The 16,318-nt window shown below is 38.3% G+C and carries 14 protein-coding genes, 1 tRNA gene and 1 other annotated feature; of the genes, 13 read left to right on the top strand and 2 right to left on the bottom strand.

The window, feature by feature from the left end:
* Nucleotide 1: 1 nt before the first annotated feature.
* The 6 genes from prfA to upp all read left to right on the top strand — a co-directional run bounded on the left by prfA (nt 2) and on the right by upp (nt 6,400).
* Nucleotides 2–1,075, top strand: a complete 1,074-nt coding sequence (gene prfA / locus RWU19_RS04495; RefSeq protein ID WP_002291519.1) for a peptide chain release factor 1 — start codon at nt 2–4, stop codon at nt 1,073–1,075.
* Nucleotides 1,068–1,907 carry a peptide chain release factor N(5)-glutamine methyltransferase gene (gene prmC / locus RWU19_RS04490; RefSeq protein WP_002291522.1) on the top strand — a complete coding sequence of 280 codons (840 nt, stop codon included), beginning with the start codon at nt 1,068–1,070 and terminating at the stop codon, nt 1,905–1,907. Before prfA ends, prmC begins: the two co-directional genes overlap by 8 nt.
* Before the next feature lie 193 nt (nt 1,908–2,100).
* Nucleotides 2,101–3,126, top strand: a complete 1,026-nt coding sequence (locus RWU19_RS04485; RefSeq protein ID WP_123837646.1) for an L-threonylcarbamoyladenylate synthase — start codon at nt 2,101–2,103, stop codon at nt 3,124–3,126.
* 165 nt (nt 3,127–3,291) lie between these two features.
* A complete protein-coding gene (glyA, locus tag RWU19_RS04480) occupies nt 3,292–4,536 on the top strand; it encodes a serine hydroxymethyltransferase (RefSeq protein ID WP_002291533.1) in 1,245 nt (414 codons plus the stop codon).
* 153 nt (nt 4,537–4,689) lie between these two features.
* Nucleotides 4,690–5,637 carry an alpha/beta hydrolase gene (locus RWU19_RS04475; protein WP_033650198.1) on the top strand — a complete coding sequence of 316 codons (948 nt, stop codon included), beginning with the start codon at nt 4,690–4,692 and terminating at the stop codon, nt 5,635–5,637.
* Between the two features lie 133 nt (nt 5,638–5,770).
* Nucleotides 5,771–6,400, top strand: a complete 630-nt coding sequence (gene upp / locus RWU19_RS04470; RefSeq protein WP_002291540.1) for a uracil phosphoribosyltransferase — start codon at nt 5,771–5,773, stop codon at nt 6,398–6,400.
* Nucleotides 6,401–6,538: 138 nt separating this feature from the next.
* On the opposite strand, the gene RWU19_RS04465 is transcribed toward upp, so the two are convergent.
* Nucleotides 6,539–6,781 (bottom strand): hypothetical protein, encoded by a 243-nt coding sequence (locus RWU19_RS04465; protein WP_002291542.1) that lies wholly within the window; start codon nt 6,779–6,781, stop codon nt 6,539–6,541.
* A gap of 120 nt (nt 6,782–6,901) precedes the next feature.
* Between RWU19_RS04465 and RWU19_RS04460 the strand changes: the two genes are divergently transcribed.
* From RWU19_RS04460 to RWU19_RS04450, 3 genes are all read left to right on the top strand, one after another.
* Nucleotides 6,902–6,974: transfer RNA gene (locus RWU19_RS04460), tRNA-Thr, on the top strand.
* 138 nt (nt 6,975–7,112) lie between these two features.
* Nucleotides 7,113–7,412 carry a bacteriocin immunity protein gene (locus RWU19_RS04455; RefSeq protein WP_123837644.1) on the top strand — a complete coding sequence of 100 codons (300 nt, stop codon included), beginning with the start codon at nt 7,113–7,115 and terminating at the stop codon, nt 7,410–7,412.
* A gap of 464 nt (nt 7,413–7,876) precedes the next feature.
* A complete protein-coding gene (locus RWU19_RS04450; RefSeq protein ID WP_185022578.1) occupies nt 7,877–11,164 on the top strand; it encodes a Cna B-type domain-containing protein in 3,288 nt (1,095 codons plus the stop codon).
* 430 nt (nt 11,165–11,594) lie between these two features.
* Here the strand turns inward: RWU19_RS04450 and RWU19_RS04445 are convergent, their stop codons facing one another.
* Nucleotides 11,595–12,080 (bottom strand): prolyl-tRNA synthetase associated domain-containing protein, encoded by a 486-nt coding sequence (locus RWU19_RS04445; protein ID WP_002293342.1) that lies wholly within the window; start codon nt 12,078–12,080, stop codon nt 11,595–11,597.
* Nucleotides 12,081–12,168: 88 nt separating this feature from the next.
* Nucleotides 12,169–12,514: a binding site (T-box leader), on the top strand.
* A 44-nt stretch (nt 12,515–12,558) separates the two neighbouring features.
* Between RWU19_RS04445 and RWU19_RS04440 the strand changes: the two genes are divergently transcribed.
* The 4 genes from RWU19_RS04440 to RWU19_RS04425 all read left to right on the top strand — a co-directional run bounded on the left by RWU19_RS04440 (nt 12,559) and on the right by RWU19_RS04425 (nt 16,278).
* Entirely contained in the window at nt 12,559–13,200 is a 642-nt protein-coding gene (locus RWU19_RS04440) for an amino acid ABC transporter permease (protein WP_123837643.1), read from the top strand.
* Between the two features lie 18 nt (nt 13,201–13,218).
* The gene (locus tag RWU19_RS04435; protein ID WP_123837642.1) at nt 13,219–13,854 is read left to right on the top strand and encodes an amino acid ABC transporter ATP-binding protein; all 636 of its coding nucleotides are present in this window, start codon (nt 13,219–13,221) and stop codon (nt 13,852–13,854) included.
* Between the two features lie 17 nt (nt 13,855–13,871).
* Nucleotides 13,872–14,687: an amino acid ABC transporter substrate-binding protein gene (locus tag RWU19_RS04430; protein ID WP_002328943.1), complete on the top strand. Its 816-nt coding sequence runs from the start codon at nt 13,872–13,874 to the stop codon at nt 14,685–14,687.
* A 154-nt stretch (nt 14,688–14,841) separates the two neighbouring features.
* On the top strand, nt 14,842–16,278 hold the full coding sequence (locus RWU19_RS04425; RefSeq protein ID WP_002315747.1) for a glycoside hydrolase family 1 protein: 1,437 nt from the start codon (nt 14,842–14,844) through the stop codon (nt 16,276–16,278).
* The last annotated feature ends 40 nt before the right edge of the window (nt 16,279–16,318 follow it).

Raw genomic sequence — 16,318 nt, 5'->3', positions numbered from 1 at the left:
CATGTACGATCAATTACAATCAATTGAAGACCGTTATGAAGAGCTTGGAGAACTTTTAAGTGACCCAGAAGTGATTTCTGATACAAAGCGCTTTATGCAGCTTTCAAAAGAAGAAGCAAACACGCGCGAAACAGTCGAAGTTTATCGTCGTTATAAAGAAGTAGTACAAGGAATCACCGATACAGAAGAACTGCTTGGTGAAAAACTGGATGATGAAATGGCTGAACTAGCAAAAGAAGAATTATCTGAATTAAAAAAAGAAAAAGAAGTCTTAGAAGAAAAAATCAAGATCCTGCTTTTACCAAAAGATCCAAATGACGATAAAAATATCATCATGGAAATCCGTGGAGCAGCAGGTGGAGACGAAGCAGCCTTATTCGCGGGTGATCTTTTCAATATGTACCAAAAGTATGCTGAAGCGCAAGGTTGGAAAACAGAAGTGATGGAAGCGAACGTTACCGGAATCGGTGGATACAAAGAAGTGATCATGATGATTACCGGAGAGAATGTTTATTCGAAATTAAAATATGAAAGTGGTGCACACCGTGTCCAACGTGTTCCTTCAACTGAATCGCAAGGGCGTATCCATACTTCCACAGCAACAGTTGTCGTGATGCCAGAAGCTGAAGAAGTAGAGATCGATATTGAAGACAAAGATATCCGCACAGATATCTATCATGCTTCAGGTGCTGGCGGACAGCACGTCAATAAAACAGCATCTGCTGTACGTTTGACTCACTTACCAACAGGGATCGTCGTTGCTATGCAGGATGAACGTTCTCAGATCAAGAACCGTGAAAAAGCAATGAAAATCTTGCGTGCTCGTGTGTATGATAAGATCCAACAAGAAGCACAAAGTGAATATGATGCCAATCGAAAATCAGCAGTCGGAACTGGGGATCGTTCAGAACGGATTCGGACATATAATTTCCCGCAAAATCGCGTGACTGATCACCGTATCGGATTAACTATCCAAAAATTAGATCAGATTTTAGCAGGGAAATTAGATGAAATCGTTGATGCATTGATCATGTATGATCAAACATCAAAACTGGAAGCTATGCAAAATGGGTAAAATGACCTATCGAGAAGTCCTGTCACGGGCTTCTTCTTTTTTAGAGGATCATGGAAAAGAAGCATACAGTATCCAATTTTTATTTTTGGAACGGAAACAATGGAAAAAACTTGATTGGCTCCTTCATATGAACGAAGAGATTTCAGAAGAAGAACAACAGTTGATCGAAACAGATCTGCGACTTCTGCTTGCAGATCATCCGCCTCAGTATTTGCTAGGATATGCAGATTTTTATGATCATCGGTTGAAGGTAACCGAAGCAACACTGATTCCTCGACCAGAAACAGAAGAGTTAGTGGAGTGGTGTTTAGACGAGACGCCTGATGTACCATTGGAAGTGATAGATATTGGGACAGGTACTGGGGCGATTGCTATTAGTTTGAAAGCAGCAAGAAAAAATTGGCATGTATCTGCTGTAGATCTTTCTGAAGAAGCGTTAGAAGTCGCGAAAGAAAATGCTCAGCACGAAGGAACGAAAATCAGTTTTTACCATGGGAATACATTGGAACCAGTACAGGATCGGCGATTTGATGTGATTATTTCTAATCCGCCGTACATCAGTCGGAATGAATGGGAACTGATGGATGAAAGTGTCCGGTCATTCGAACCTAAGATGGCCCTTTTTGCGGAGAACGATGGATTAGCTGTTTATGAAAAAATAGCAGTTGAAGCACCAAGCGTACTAAAACCAAATGGAACGATTTTTTTAGAAATCGGATTTCGCCAAGGTGAAGCAGTAAAAAAAATATTTCAGCAAGCATTTCCAGATAAAAAAGTAGCGATAAAAAAGGATCTTTTTGGTAATGAACGAATGATCCAAGTCTACAGTTGAAGTTGTGGATGAAAAAATTTTTATTTGTTTTTTTATTATAAAAAAACACTAATTTGACAAGGATGTAAACGACTTTTTGGCTTATCAACAAGTTTATCCACTATTGACAAACGAATTATCCACAGTCAGTGGAAAACTTGAGGATAAAGTTGGATAAAACAAGAATGTATGAAAAAGGGGTTGTGGATAAACTGTGGAAACGAAACGTTATGATGAAACTGAATTAAAAGAGGCAGCCAAAGCACTGAAAGCAGGAGAACTTGTTGCTTTTCCTACTGAAACAGTGTATGGATTGGGCGCCAATGCTCTATTGCCAAATACTGTCAAGAAAGTGTTTTCTGTAAAAGGAAGACCTCAAGACAATCCATTAATCGTCCATGTCGCCTCTTTTGAACAAGTAAAAGAGTATGTGGACAACTTTCATCCAGAAACAGAGAAGATTGTGAAGAACTTCTGGCCTGGACCACTAACTTTGATATTTAAAATCAAAAAAGACACCTTGCCCTCAGTTGTAACAGGAGGATTATCCACAGCTGCATTTCGTATGCCGGATAACAAAAAAACACTAGAAGTAATCGAACTTTCAGGGGTTCCGCTTGTCGGTCCAAGTGCAAATACGTCGGGAAAACCAAGTCCGACAACTGCAGATCATGTATTCCATGATCTACAAGGAAAAATTACCGGGATCATTGAGGATGGAGCTACGCGAATTGGTGTAGAATCCACTGTTCTTGATTTAAGTGATCCAACAGCCATGCCTATGATCTTACGACCAGGTGCAGTAACGAAAGAACAAATCGAAGCAGTCATCGGATCTCCTGTTGCTGTTGATCAGCATCTTGTAAAAGAGAATGAAACACCAAAAGCGCCTGGGATGAAATACAAACACTACTCACCCGATACACGTGTTCTGATGGTCAGAGATGGCGATTGGTCAATTGCAGTTCAATGGGCAAAAAACAAGAAGATCCGTGCAGGTGTCATAGCAAGCCCCGAAATTGCGGATCAAGTGCGGACAGATACTGCAGCTGTTTATATGTATAACGACAACTCAGTAGAAGCGGCGGCTAAAGGATTGTTTGCAGGTCTAAGAGGATTAGATGAACCAACACTTGGATTAGATTTGATTTTTGTACAAGTATATCCAGAAACTGGATTGGGGAATGCTTATATGAATCGCTTGAAAAAAGCAGCTGGGCAAAATTATTTTGAAAAATGATCAATTGGTTATTGCCGCATTCTTTTAGTATGATACAATGCTATCAAGTAAATCTTCTATCAGTGAACGAAAAACGAAGTGTAAATAGAAGAGATACGAATATTTGGCAATTTGTTTTTGATGGGAAAAATAAAATTGTAGGAAAATAAAAAGGAGCTGTTGTTTGTGGTAGATTACAAAACGTTTGACCCTGATCTTTGGGCTGCGATCGCCAAAGAAGAAGAAAGACAAGAACATAATTTGGAGCTGATTGCCTCTGAAAACTTTGTCTCCGAAGCAGTGATGGCTGCGCAAGGAAGTATTTTGACAAATAAATACGCAGAAGGTTATCCAGGGCATCGCTATTATGGTGGATGTGAATTTGTCGACATCGTTGAAAATTTAGCGATTGACCGTGCAAAAGAATTATTCGGAGCAAAATTTGCGAACGTCCAACCTCACTCCGGCTCTCAAGCCAACACGGCTGCTTATCTCGCTTTGGTAGAACCAGGGGACACGATCTTAGGAATGGATCTTTCCGCAGGCGGACATCTAACACATGGATCACCAGTCAACTTCAGTGGCAAAACCTATCACTTTGTTGCTTACGGTGTTGATCCGACAACAGAAGTTATTGATTATAATGTGGTACGTATTTTAGCTAGAAAACATCAACCAAAATTGATTGTAGCAGGTGCCAGTGCTTATGGACGAACGATCGACTTTGCGAAATTCAGAGAAATCGCAGATGAAGTAGGCGCAAAACTGATGGTAGATATGGCACATATCGCAGGATTAGTAGCAGCAGGACTTCATCCTAATCCAGTTCCTTATGCAGATATCACAACGACTACCACTCACAAAACATTGCGCGGACCTCGAGGCGGCATGATTTTGACAAACGATGAAGCATTAGCGAAAAAAATCAATAGTGCGGTCTTCCCAGGTATTCAAGGCGGACCTCTAGAGCATGTGATTGCTGGGAAGGCAGCGGCATTCAAAGAAGCACTAGATCCTGCATTTAAAGAATATAGTGAACAAATCATTGCCAATGCAAAAGCAATGGTCAAAGTATTCAATCAAGCAATCGGAACAAGAGTCATTTCAGGAGCGACAGATAATCATCTGATGCTGATCGATGTTCGTGAGTTAGGTATAAATGGAAAAGAAGCAGAGAGTATTTTGGACAGTGTGAATATCACGGTAAATAAAAACTCGATTCCTTTTGAAACACTAAGTCCATTCAAAACAAGCGGCATCAGAATCGGTACACCAGCAATCACTACTCGCGGATTCAAAGAAGAAGATGCTGTAAAAGTGGCTGAATTAGTTGTTAAAGCATTACAAGCAAAAGGCGACAATGCTCAACTAGACGAAGTCAAAACAGGTGTACGCGAATTAACTGAAAAATTTCCATTGCACAAAAAATAAAAATTTAAATTCTATATAAAACAGAAAAGTTCAATGCTGGACTTTTCTGTTTATTTTTTTGGAGAAAACGGATTCTTTGACAATATCGATGATGCTCTCTAGTATATGAGGTGTAATTTTAGTCTTCACATTAAATCTCAGGGAGGAAAAGTCATGACTGATCGTATCTCGTTAGAAAAGGAAGCCATAGCATTCAGTGATGCAAATGCACCTCATCCGCGAATCTATGAACTAGCACCGGAAGAAGGAAGAGCATTACTGGAAGAAGTACAAGAATCACCTGTGAACAAATATTCCGTTGATATTGAAGACTTGATGGTAGATACTGGCGAATGGGGAAAAATCAATATTCGTTTTGTACGACCAGAAGGAAATATAGATAAATTACCAGTTATTTTTTATATCCATGGAGCTGGTTGGGTCTTTGGCAGTGCTCAAACCCATGATAAATTGATCAGAGAACTTTCGGTCCGCACGAATTCTGTCGTTGTCTTTCCAGAATATAGTCGATCACCTGAAGCGAAATATCCAACAGCAATTGAACAAAATTATGCTGTGTTGCAACAGCTGAATAAATTAGCCAAGTCAAAAAATCTGGATCTCGAGAATCTAATTGTTGCAGGAGATTCAGTAGGTGGTAACATGGCTACAGTCATGACGATCTTAACAAAAGAACGAAAAGGGCTCCCAATATCTAAACAATTGCTGTATTATCCAGTTACCAACGCTGATTTTGATACAGATACCTATCATGAATTCGGAGAAAACTATTTTTTGACGAGAGATGGAATGAGATGGTTTTGGGATCAATATACGACGAATGAAGAAGAACGTGCTGAAATCACAGCTTCGCCTTTGAGAGCAGACCTGAATGAACTAAAAGATCTACCTCCAGCAATGATTTTGACAGGAGAAGCGGATGTATTAAGAGAGGAAGGCGAGGCTTATGCACGCAAACTTCGTGATGCAGGGGTTCCTGTTACACAAGTACGCTTCCAAGGAATCATCCATGATTTCGTCATGGTAAATGCTATGGATCAAACAAAGGCAGCGCGTGCAGCAATGGCATTATCTACTTCTTGGATCATGGAAAAAGAATAAGCTTTGCTTGTCAGCAGGAAAACTTCTTTTCAAAAAAGGATTTTCTTAGGAAAAATGGCGAGTTTGACTAGTCAATCACTTGATTTTGTTTTACAATTAAAAAGAAACGACAGAACAAAGGAGAGCTTAAAAAATGGGCAAATTTCAAGTGATCGATCATCCATTGATTCAACACAAACTAACTATTATTCGGGACAAAAACTGCGGAACAAAGGTTTTTCGTGAAGTAGTCGATGAAATCGCTATGTTGATGGCATATGAAGTATCACGGGATATGCCGTTGGAAGACATCGTGATCGAAACACCGATCACTGAAACAACACAAAAAACGTTGTCCGGTAAAAAAGTAGCGATTATTCCAATCTTGCGCGCAGGTATCGGAATGGTTGATGGTATCTTGGAATTGATTCCAGCTGCTAAAGTGGGCCATATCGGTCTTTATCGAGATGAAGAAACATTTGAACCACATGAATATTTCGTCAAACTTCCAGAAGACATTGATGCACGTCAGTTGTTTGTAGTAGATCCAATGTTGGCAACAGGCGGATCAGCAATCATGGCAATCGATGCATTGAAAGAACGTGGCGCGTCGAACATCAAATTCGTTTGTTTGGTAGCAGCACCTGAGGGAGTAAAAGCTTTGCAAGAAGCGCATCCTGATATTGATATCTATACAGCTTCTCTAGATGAAAAATTGAATGAACATGGTTATATCGTTCCTGGACTAGGGGATGCGGGTGACCGTTTGTTTGGTACAAAATAAGTGAAAATGAAAAAGGATGTGACACAACTTTTGTCACATCCTTTTTTGGTCATTTTTAATGTTTGAGGCAGAGCAGCTTTTTCACAGCTTTCGTTTGTATATAAAAAAACCATCCCAAAAATGCAGAGATGGTCAAATTCAAATCTTTTTAAGTTCTTTGTAGTTAACGATTACTACACCCTTGCTTTGCGTCATCAAGTTCGCATTTTCTGCAGTTTCATCAATCTCAACAACAGCGGAATTTTTCAATTGTTTTGAAATCGTTCCAGTTTGCGGCTTGCCGTGAATCGTGAACATTACGTGAGTATTGATCTTGAATTTTTCACCAATTTCCGATGGTACGATAGTTGTATCAAATTTTCCAAAAGTTGCCATTTTCATAAAACCTGCCTTTCACATCAATTATACCACGTTTTATGAAAAATATCATGAAATTAAACTAATTTTCCATCGAACTCTTTACAATCAGCCAAATAGAGTATATAATTTCTTTTGGATAAGGCCAGCTTAGCTCAGTTGGTAGAGCAACGCACTCGTAACGCGTAGGTCGTAGGTTCGATCCCTATAGCTGGCATAAAGCAAAAGACAGATACCCTGATCGGGTATCTGTCTTTTTTATTTATGTCTGTGTGATTTAAAAACCATTAAAAATAGCGTATACTTTGTTTATAGAATGTAGTGGGGAGAAATATATTTCTGGGAGGAAATCGTGATGTCTAAAAGTGAAGAAATAGAAAACATGGTACTAAAATTATATGATCTCGTTTTAAATCCAGGGATCAATGAAAAGGAACGTATACTTCTGATAGAAGCAAAAACAGGCTTAGAAAAAGGTCAGTATTATCCTAAAGTCATGAATAATTTGGAACGTAGTTTACGTCCGTTAGCAATCAAGGGAGAATTGTCTAAACCAGTCTCACCGTTTTATATGGAGATATCAACAATAGGAAAATTTGAAAAAGAATTAGGTCGAGGAATGGCTTCGGCACCGATTACTTTTGGGCATTTATAAAAATGGATTATTCATCTCAATGAATTAAAAAGTAGCGTCAATCACAGAATACAGGCTAAGTTCGTTTATTTGAACAAAGTCTGTATTTTTTATATTGTGTTTTATTCTTTACTTAACATAAAAACAGCTGTTATAAAATAATAATGCTAATTAAAAGAATATTTTATGCAACTATAGTTATTTATGCACGTTGCATTTTTGTAAGTTAAAAATTGGAAATATAGATTGAAAAAATGAAAGCAATAAGTAAAATAAAATGAATATATGCGAAAAAATAATTTACATTAGGAAAAACCTTGTAAAAACAGTTTTTTGGCATATTTATTTTTTATAAATATTTGTAAAATAACTATCAATTTTTTAGTTAAAAGATTGGAAATGAGTGGGGGAGGAATTGAAGAAAGGATTTTTGAGAGATGATATGGTAGGTTTTATTTTTAGTTAAAATAGGGGAGATAGAAAAAATGAAAAAGTGTAGAAATATTATTTTATCAATGTTATTTATTATTACTAATATAACATCACTGATTCCTGTTCATGTCTATGCGGATGCAGGCAGAGATATCAGCAGTAATGTCACTTCGTTGACCGTGGATTCAACGAATATTACAGATGGAGGAAACATAAAAGTAAAATTCTCGTTTGACGAAAAAAAACAAGACATCCAGCCAGGTGATTATCTTTGGATCAATTGGCCAAGTGAAGGAAATATTCGCGGTGAAGGATTTCAAAAAGAAATCCCATTAATGATTGAAAATAAAAATGTTGGAACTTTAACGGTCAGAAAAGATTCTGCACAGGTTGTATTTAATGAAAATATTAAAAACATAGACTCAGTAGAAGGTTGGGGGCAATTTGAGATACAGGCCAGAAACGTAACCGATACCGGTGAAGAAAATACGGGACCATTCACCGTGACGAGCGGTGACAAAACGGCTACTGTAAATGTGACAAAGCCAGCTTCTGGTTCTTCTTCTAGCGTTTTTTATTATAAAACAGGAGACATGCTTCCTGAAGATACTGAGCACATTCGATGGTTTTTGAATATTAACAATGACGGCACTTACGTTGAACAACCAGTTAAAATCAGTGATGAAATCCAAAGTGGACAAAGATTAGATCCAAGTACGTTTGAAATTAATCAAATACACTTAGGTGAACAGAAAGTTTACAGAGGAGAAGAGGGAATCCAACAATTTTTACAAGATTTCCCCGGTGCTACATTTGATTTTTCAGTAAATGATAATTACATTGAAATAACTATACCAAAAAACTTTGTCAATCTTAGAACAATAATGGTGAGTTATAAGACGATCATAGAAGAACCAGAACAAACAAGTTTTGAGAATCATTCGAAAGCTTGGTTTAAAGAAGTTAATAAACCTGCTGTTGATGGAGAAAGTTTCAATCATACAGTTAAAAATATTTCAGCTTCTGGTGGAGTCAACGGTACAGTTAGAGGCGAATTGAAGATTTTCAAATATATCAATGGCACAGAGATTGGTATCCCAAATGTGACTTTCGAATTAAGACGAGCAGATGAACAGCCTATTCAAGGACAGTCTAGTATCCTGTTGACTTCGAATGAACAGGGAGAAGTTAGTATCAAAGGTCTGCAAGTAGGAGATTATGTTGTAAAAGAAAAAGAAGCACCCAATTGGATTGATTTTGATCCACTAAGTTCAAATGAACTCAAATTCTCCATAAACGAAAATGATACAGAGGGAGTCAGTTTACCTATTTATAACAAGAAAAAGGTTACGAACATCACAGCAACTAAAATTTGGAACGGTGGAACCACTCCCAGACCAAGTATTTATTTCAAATTATTCAGAGCAAGTACAAACAATTGGGAACCAGTTCCTGATGCAGAAACAAAACGATTAGACAATGGAATAACTTCAGTGACTTGGGAAGATATCCAACAGTATGATGATAGCGGAAACGAATATACGTTTAAAGTGCAAGAAGTAGACCAAAACGGAAATGATTACGTCCCTTCAGGTTATCAAAAAATTGAAAACGGGCTAGTCGTTACCAATGAGAATAAAGAAGTCATTTCAGTCTCAGGACAAAAAACATGGGAAGACAATGAGAATCAAGACGGCAAACGACCGACGACGATCACAGTGAATCTATTAGCCGACGGTCAACCGATCCAACACAAAGAAGTCAGTGAAAAAGATGATTGGCGCTATCGTTTCACAAATCTGCCAAAATACAAAGACGGGCAAGAAATCATCTATACAGTAACGGAAGACAACGTACCAGAATACAGTACGACAATTGACGGGTATAACATCAAAAACAGTTATACACCGGGCAAAACTAGCCTAAGTGCTACTAAAGTATGGGATGATGGAAATAACCAAGACGGGCTACGACCTCAAAGTATTCAAGTCCAGCTGTATGCTAATAACCAAAAAATAGGCGAAGCAGTAGAACTGAGCGAGGAGAATCACTGGACGACCACATGGAACGAATTGGCAGAAAAGGCGAAAGGTCAAGCTATCACTTATCGAGTGGAAGAGTTGACCAAAGTAGCTGGCTATACCAATGAAGTTAAACAAACAAAGGATGGAAACATCATTATTACCAATACTCATGTACCAGAGACCAAAGAGGTTTCAGGACAAAAAACATGGGAAGACAATGAGAATCAAGACGGCAAACGACCGACGACGATCACAGTGAATCTATTAGCCGACGGTCAACCGATCCAACACAAAGAAGTCAGTGAAAAAGATGATTGGCGCTATCGTTTCACGAATCTGCCAAAATACAAAGACGGGCAAGAAATCATCTATACTGTAACGGAAGACAACGTACCAGAATACAGTACGACAATTGACGGGTATAACATCAAAAACAGGTATACACCGGGTAAAACTAGTCTAAGCGCTACTAAAGTATGGGATGATGGAAATAACCAAGATGGGCTACGACCTCAAAGTATTCAAGTCCAGCTGTATGCTAATAACCAAAAAATAGGCGAAGCAGTAGAACTGAGCGAGGAGAATCACTGGACGACCACATGGAACGAATTGGCAGAAAAGGCGAAAGGTCAAGCTATCACTTATCGAGTGGAAGAGTTGACCAAAGTAGCTGGCTATACCAATGAAGTTAAACAAACAAAGGATGGAAACATCATTATTACCAATACCCATGTGCCAGAAACCAAAGAGGTCTCAGGACAAAAAACATGGGAAGACAATGAGAATCAAGATGGTAAGCGACCGACAACGATCACAGTGAATCTATTAGCCGACGGTCAGCCAATCCAACATAAAGAAGTAAGTGAAAAAGATGATTGGCGCTATCGTTTCACAAATCTGCCAAAATACAAAGACGGGCAAGAAATCATCTATACAGTAACGGAAGACAACGTGCCAGAATACAGTACGACGATTGACGGGTATAACATCAAAAACAGTTATATACCGGGCAAAACAAATATAGCTATACCAGGTAACCACATAAAACCGTGGAAAAATTTTCCAGAGAAGACAGAGAGAGAAAAAATTAGAAATCTATTCTCTCAAAAATTGCAAATATTTGCTCATACAGGGGAATCTAGCGAACAAAGAACCAATTATATTAGTAAGAGAGCTGTACCTAAACAGATAACAAATAAATCAAAAAGCATTCTTCCTAAAACAAGTAGTAAAAAATCTAGTTTTGCTGTAATCATTGGTTTATTGATAGTAACTATCTGTACAGGGATATTCTTACAAAAATATAAAAAAGTTTAGATAGAATAATTTTTGTTATTCAGAATATAATATTTTTTGTTAAATATGACTGAAAGCAAAAGAATAAAATTCCGCTTTATAATTGAAAAGAGCGTGGGACAAAAGTAAAGAACACTTTTGTCTCACGCTCTAAACACGTATAAACGGCGGAAGCAGAAGCAACTCCTTCGGAAATAAGCTGAAATTCACAAAAATTTGAAAAGCAATTTTCGTGAATTTCTTCTTATTTCTTGGAGTTAAACGCTTCTGTCCCAGCCTCTTTTCGTAGAATCAATAAATATGGATTTGGCTAACTATGGAAGAATACTCTAGTTTTCAGCGTCCATACTAGTTGTTACATTGTTTGATTGGCTAAAAGAATTTCTGATATATTTTGTACTAAATAAAGAAAAAGACGCTTGGATTGGGAAATAAGAAAACTACTCTATCATTACAAATTTTCATAAACTGGCAGATGTTCTAAGTAAACAAGTATCTTTTCAAAGTCGGAAAAATCCATGATCAACGTAGTGGTATTGATATTTGGATGAAAGCCTACGGTATCTTGACGATCAATAGCAGCATCGATCACGACTTGGATTTTTTTCTCTTTGTCGTGCATCAGTGCTAATGGAGTCACTGTACCTGCTGGAACGCCTAGGAGGTCAGGAAGCTGTTCTTCAGAAACAAAAGATAAGCGCTTTTCTTTTAATTGTTCAGCTAGTTGTTTTAAATCGGCATGCTTTTCATCAGGCAAGATGACAAGATAGATTTTTTTTCCTTTTCTTGATTTCAATAATAGATTTTTTACTTGCGGACCAGGTAAGGAAAAAGGGACATTTTTGACTGACGTAATCGCAGGATGATCGACTTTTTGAAAAGAGATATCCAGTTTTTTTAGTAGTTCATAAGCTTCTTGTTCGGTTGCACGACTCATTGCGCATCATCCTCCTTTTTTATTAGTGTATCATAAAAAAGAGTTGACAAATGAAAAATAATCATGTAAATTACACGTAAAGTTAAAACAAATGACATCGAAAAGAAGAGTAGCAGTTAGGTGTTTTTAGAGAGTCTCTGGTTGGTGGAAAGAGGCAGCAGTTAACCGTGAAACACATCTTGGAGTCGATTTTCTGAAGCGTATAGTAGGAAAATCCGGGGAGCCCGTTACAGCTGCGGTCGTTGCTAGATGACCAGATAAGGCTGGCTTTTCCGTGAGGAGCCGGTAAAAAAAGGTGGAACCACGTGATTAACGTCCTTTGATCTTCGGATCAAAGGACTTTTTGTTTTCATCTGATTTGCAACGACTGTGTGAGTTTTTTTCTGCAAGGAAAAAATAAACAGAGGTGGAACCACGTATAATACGTCCTCTTGGCATTTGCCAAGAGGATTTTTTTATTTTAAAGGAGGAAAAGAAGATGGAGTATTTAATTGAAGTTATGCCGCAATTATTAGTAGGAGCACTCACAACATTGAAATTATTTTTATTTACCTTGATTGGCTCGTTGCCATTAGGGATTATTTTAGCACTAGGATTGTCCTTGCATTTTAAGCCACTACGCTACTTTCTTCAAATATATGTATGGATCATGCGGGGAACGCCACTATTGTTACAGCTGATTTTTGTTTTTTATGGTTTGCCGACGATTGGGATCGTTTTTGATCGATTCGAAGCAGCGCTCATTGCTTTTATCTTGAACTATGCCGCTTATTTTGCAGAGATCTTCCGTGGAGGGATACAATCGATTCCTCAAGGTCAATATGAAGCAGCGCAAGTTTTGCAATTAAGTCCCTTCCAAACGGTGACGAAAATCGTCATCCCGCAAGTGACAAAGATTGTTTTACCTTCTGTAGGTAATGAAGTTATCAACTTGGTCAAAGATTCTTCCTTGATCTATATATTAGGTTTAGGTGACGTAATGCGTGCCGGGAAAATCGCGATGGAACGCGACGCGACTTTACTGCCTTTGCTAGGCGTGGCAATCATCTATCTTACATTGACTGGTATTCTAACAATCGTAATGAAACAAGTTGAAGGAAAATTAAATTATTACCGCTAACTGATAGGAGGAAGAAATATGATTGAATTGAAGAAAATGAACAAAGCATTTGGTGAAAAAGAAATAATCAAAGATTTGGATCTAATCATTCCAGATGGGAAAACATTAGCTATCGTAGGTCCTTCCGGTGGCGGTAAAACCACACTTTTACGTATCTTGGCTGGCTTAGAAAGCTCTGACAGCGGAGAATTTTATTTAGACGGTGTACCGTTCAATCCATTCGAACTTAAAATGAAAGAACAAGTTGTAGGAGTCGTATTCCAAGACTTCCAGCTATTTCCACATCTGAATATTTTTGAAAACATTACCTTAGCACCGAAAATGGTATTGAAACAGACAAAAGAAGAATACACCAAAAAAGCAGAAGAATTAGCGGCTTCATTAGGGATTAGCGATTTATTGAATAACTATCCTTATCAGCTTTCTGGCGGACAAAAACAACGGGTAGCGATTGCCAGAGCATTGGCCATGAATCCGAGGGTATTGGCTTATGATGAACCAACGAGTGCTTTAGATCCTGAGTTGCGTCAGCAAGTCGAGCGTTTGATCCTATCATTGAAAGAAGACGGGGTAACCCAAATCATTGTCACACATGATCTCGTATTTGCAGAAAATGTCGGTGATCAACTATTAAAAGTTTCCCCAATTCGTTAAGAAAGGAGAAGATAGAGATGAAAAAAATCAGTTTTCTATTCGCTTTGCTCGTAGGTCTTCTTCTTTTTGCAGGCTGTTCGAATAAAAAGGCTTCAGCAGATAATTGGGCGGCTATCAACGAAGAGAAAAAAATCGTTATAGGTTTGGACGATACATTTGTTCCTATGGGATTTAGAGATAAAGACGGGAAGCTTACAGGATTCGATATTGATTTAGCCAAAGCAGTCTTTGAACAATATGGGATTACGGTAGACTTTCAGCCTATTGACTGGTCAATGAAGGAATTTGAATTGAACAATGGAACGATCGACTTGATCTGGAACGGCTATTCCAAGACACCGGCAAGAGAAAAGAAAGTGCAGTTTACAAAACCTTATATGGAAAATGATCAAGTACTGATCACACCTAAAGAATCAGGAATCACAAGCTTTGAGCAAATGAAAAATAAGAGATTAGGTGCGCAAAATGGGTCATCTGGTTATGATGTATTTACGAAACAACCAGAAGTGTTAAAAGAGATAGTCAAAAACCAAGATGCTGTTTTGTACGATAGTTTTAATGAAGCACTGATTGATCTGAAAAGCGGACGGATCGATGGTTTGCTGATGGATAAAGTATATGCGGACTATTATTTGAAACAAAGAAACGAGCTAGAAGACTTCAACATGACAAAAGGTTCTTACGAAAGTGAGGATTTTGCGGTTGGCGTGCGTAAGTCAGATGATACGTTAGTGAAGAAGATAAATGAAGCATTTGATCGATTAGAAAAAACAGGGGAATTCCAAAAAATCTCCAATAAATGGTTTGGTGAAGATGTCACGCCGAGAAATTAACAAAAACATACTAAGATTAGAGGGGAACATCATTCGTCAATGATGTTCCCCTCTAATCTTAGTATGTTTTACATAATTTTATTTTGTTATGGAAGGGGTTTCGTGTTATTCTAAAAAGAGGAACGATTGAAGGTTATAGGAAAGGAAGAGATGAATGGAACACAAAGAACTTACCTCATTTCCAAAAGATTTTCTGTGGGGCTCTGCTTCTGCAGCGTATCAAGTAGAAGGAGCTTGGCAAGAAGATGGGAAAGGCGAATCAGTCTGGGATCGATTTGTTCGGATTCCAGGAAAGACATTTAAAGGAACAAACGGTGATCTGGCAGTAGACCACTATCATCGTTATAAAGAAGATATTGCTTTAATGAAAGAACAAGGTCTAAAAGCTTACCGCTTCTCTGTAGCTTGGACACGGATTTTTCCTAATGGGCGCGGAGAAGTCAATCAAGCTGGGCTCGCTTTTTATGAGAGATTGATCGACGAATTGATTGAAAACGGTATCGAACCTATGTTGACTTTGTATCATTGGGATCTTCCACAAGCGTTGCAAGATGAATATAATGGTTGGGAGTCACGTCAGATCATTGAAGATTTCACTCATTATGCAGAAACATTATTTGAGGCATTCCGCGGGAAAGTCCATTACTGGATTAGTTTGAATGAACAAAATATCTTCACTTCATTAGGCTATCTATTAGCAGCACATCCGCCAGGCGTGACGGATCCAAAACGAATGTATGAAGTCAACCATATCGCAAATCTAGCAAATGCATCTGTCATCAACAAATTCCATGAGTTAGAAATGCCTGGGAAAATCGGACCAAGCTTTGCGTATACACCAAATTATCCAATCGACAGTAATCCTGAAAATGTTCTGGCAGCCGAAAATGCAGAAGATCTGATGGCCAATTATTGGATGGATGTCTACATGTGGGGGAAATATCCTATTGCTGCTATGAGATTCTTAGAAGAAAAAGGATGGGCGCCAACGATTGAAGCGGGCGATGCAGAATTGCTAGAATCAGCCAAGCCAGATTTTCTTGGGATCAATTACTATCAAACAGCGACGAATGCATTCAATCCATTAGATGGGGTTGGAGCAGGAAAAATGAATACGACCGGGAAAAAAGGTTCATCAGAAGAAACAGGGGTTCCTGGAATGTATAAAAAAGTTGAGAATCCATTTGTCGAACGAACAAATTGGGACTGGGAAATCGACCCAGAAGGCTTAAGGATCGGATTGCGTCGTATCACGAGCCGTTACCGCATGCCGGTGCTGATCACGGAAAATGGCTTAGGAGAGTATGACAAGTTGACAGAAGACAAACAAATCCATGACGACTATCGAATCCATTACTTACAAAGCCATGTCAAAGCAATCAAAGAAGCAATTTCAGATGGAGCAGAAGTATTAGGCTATTGTACATGGTCTTATACAGATTTGCTTAGCTGGTTGAACGGTTATCAAAAACGATATGGATTTGTATATGTCGATCAAGATGAAACACAAGAAGGATCTTTGGAACGATATAAGAAAGACAGTTATTACTGGTACCAAAAACTGATCGAAGAAAATGGAGAGAACCTTTAGTTCTCATGCTTAAAACAAGAAGGTACGGCTGGATATGGCC

Source organism: Enterococcus sp. 2STP, from assembly GCF_032465635.1.
GTDB classification, from domain to species: Bacteria; Bacillota; Bacilli; order Lactobacillales; family Enterococcaceae; genus Enterococcus_B; species Enterococcus_B lactis.
Note: the sequence above shows the minus strand (reverse complement) of the source record. Positions and strands in the feature narration are given on the sequence as shown.

Coding starts and splice junctions, on each gene's coding strand:
- RWU19_RS04435 (WP_123837642.1), top strand. CDS start 13,219: ATGATTGAATTGAAGAAAATGAACAAAGCATTTGGTGAAAAAGAAATA.
- RWU19_RS04445 (WP_002293342.1), bottom strand. CDS start 12,080: ATGAGTCGTGCAACCGAACAAGAAGCTTATGAACTACTAAAAAAACTG.
- RWU19_RS04450 (WP_185022578.1), top strand. CDS start 7,877: ATGAAAAAGTGTAGAAATATTATTTTATCAATGTTATTTATTATTACT.
- prfA (WP_002291519.1), top strand. CDS start 2: ATGTACGATCAATTACAATCAATTGAAGACCGTTATGAAGAGCTTGGA.
- RWU19_RS04455 (WP_123837644.1), top strand. CDS start 7,113: ATGTCTAAAAGTGAAGAAATAGAAAACATGGTACTAAAATTATATGAT.
- prmC (WP_002291522.1), top strand. CDS start 1,068: ATGGGTAAAATGACCTATCGAGAAGTCCTGTCACGGGCTTCTTCTTTT.
- RWU19_RS04475 (WP_033650198.1), top strand. CDS start 4,690: ATGACTGATCGTATCTCGTTAGAAAAGGAAGCCATAGCATTCAGTGAT.
- RWU19_RS04465 (WP_002291542.1), bottom strand. CDS start 6,781: ATGAAAATGGCAACTTTTGGAAAATTTGATACAACTATCGTACCATCG.
- RWU19_RS04425 (WP_002315747.1), top strand. CDS start 14,842: ATGGAACACAAAGAACTTACCTCATTTCCAAAAGATTTTCTGTGGGGC.
- RWU19_RS04430 (WP_002328943.1), top strand. CDS start 13,872: ATGAAAAAAATCAGTTTTCTATTCGCTTTGCTCGTAGGTCTTCTTCTT.
- upp (WP_002291540.1), top strand. CDS start 5,771: ATGGGCAAATTTCAAGTGATCGATCATCCATTGATTCAACACAAACTA.
- RWU19_RS04440 (WP_123837643.1), top strand. CDS start 12,559: ATGGAGTATTTAATTGAAGTTATGCCGCAATTATTAGTAGGAGCACTC.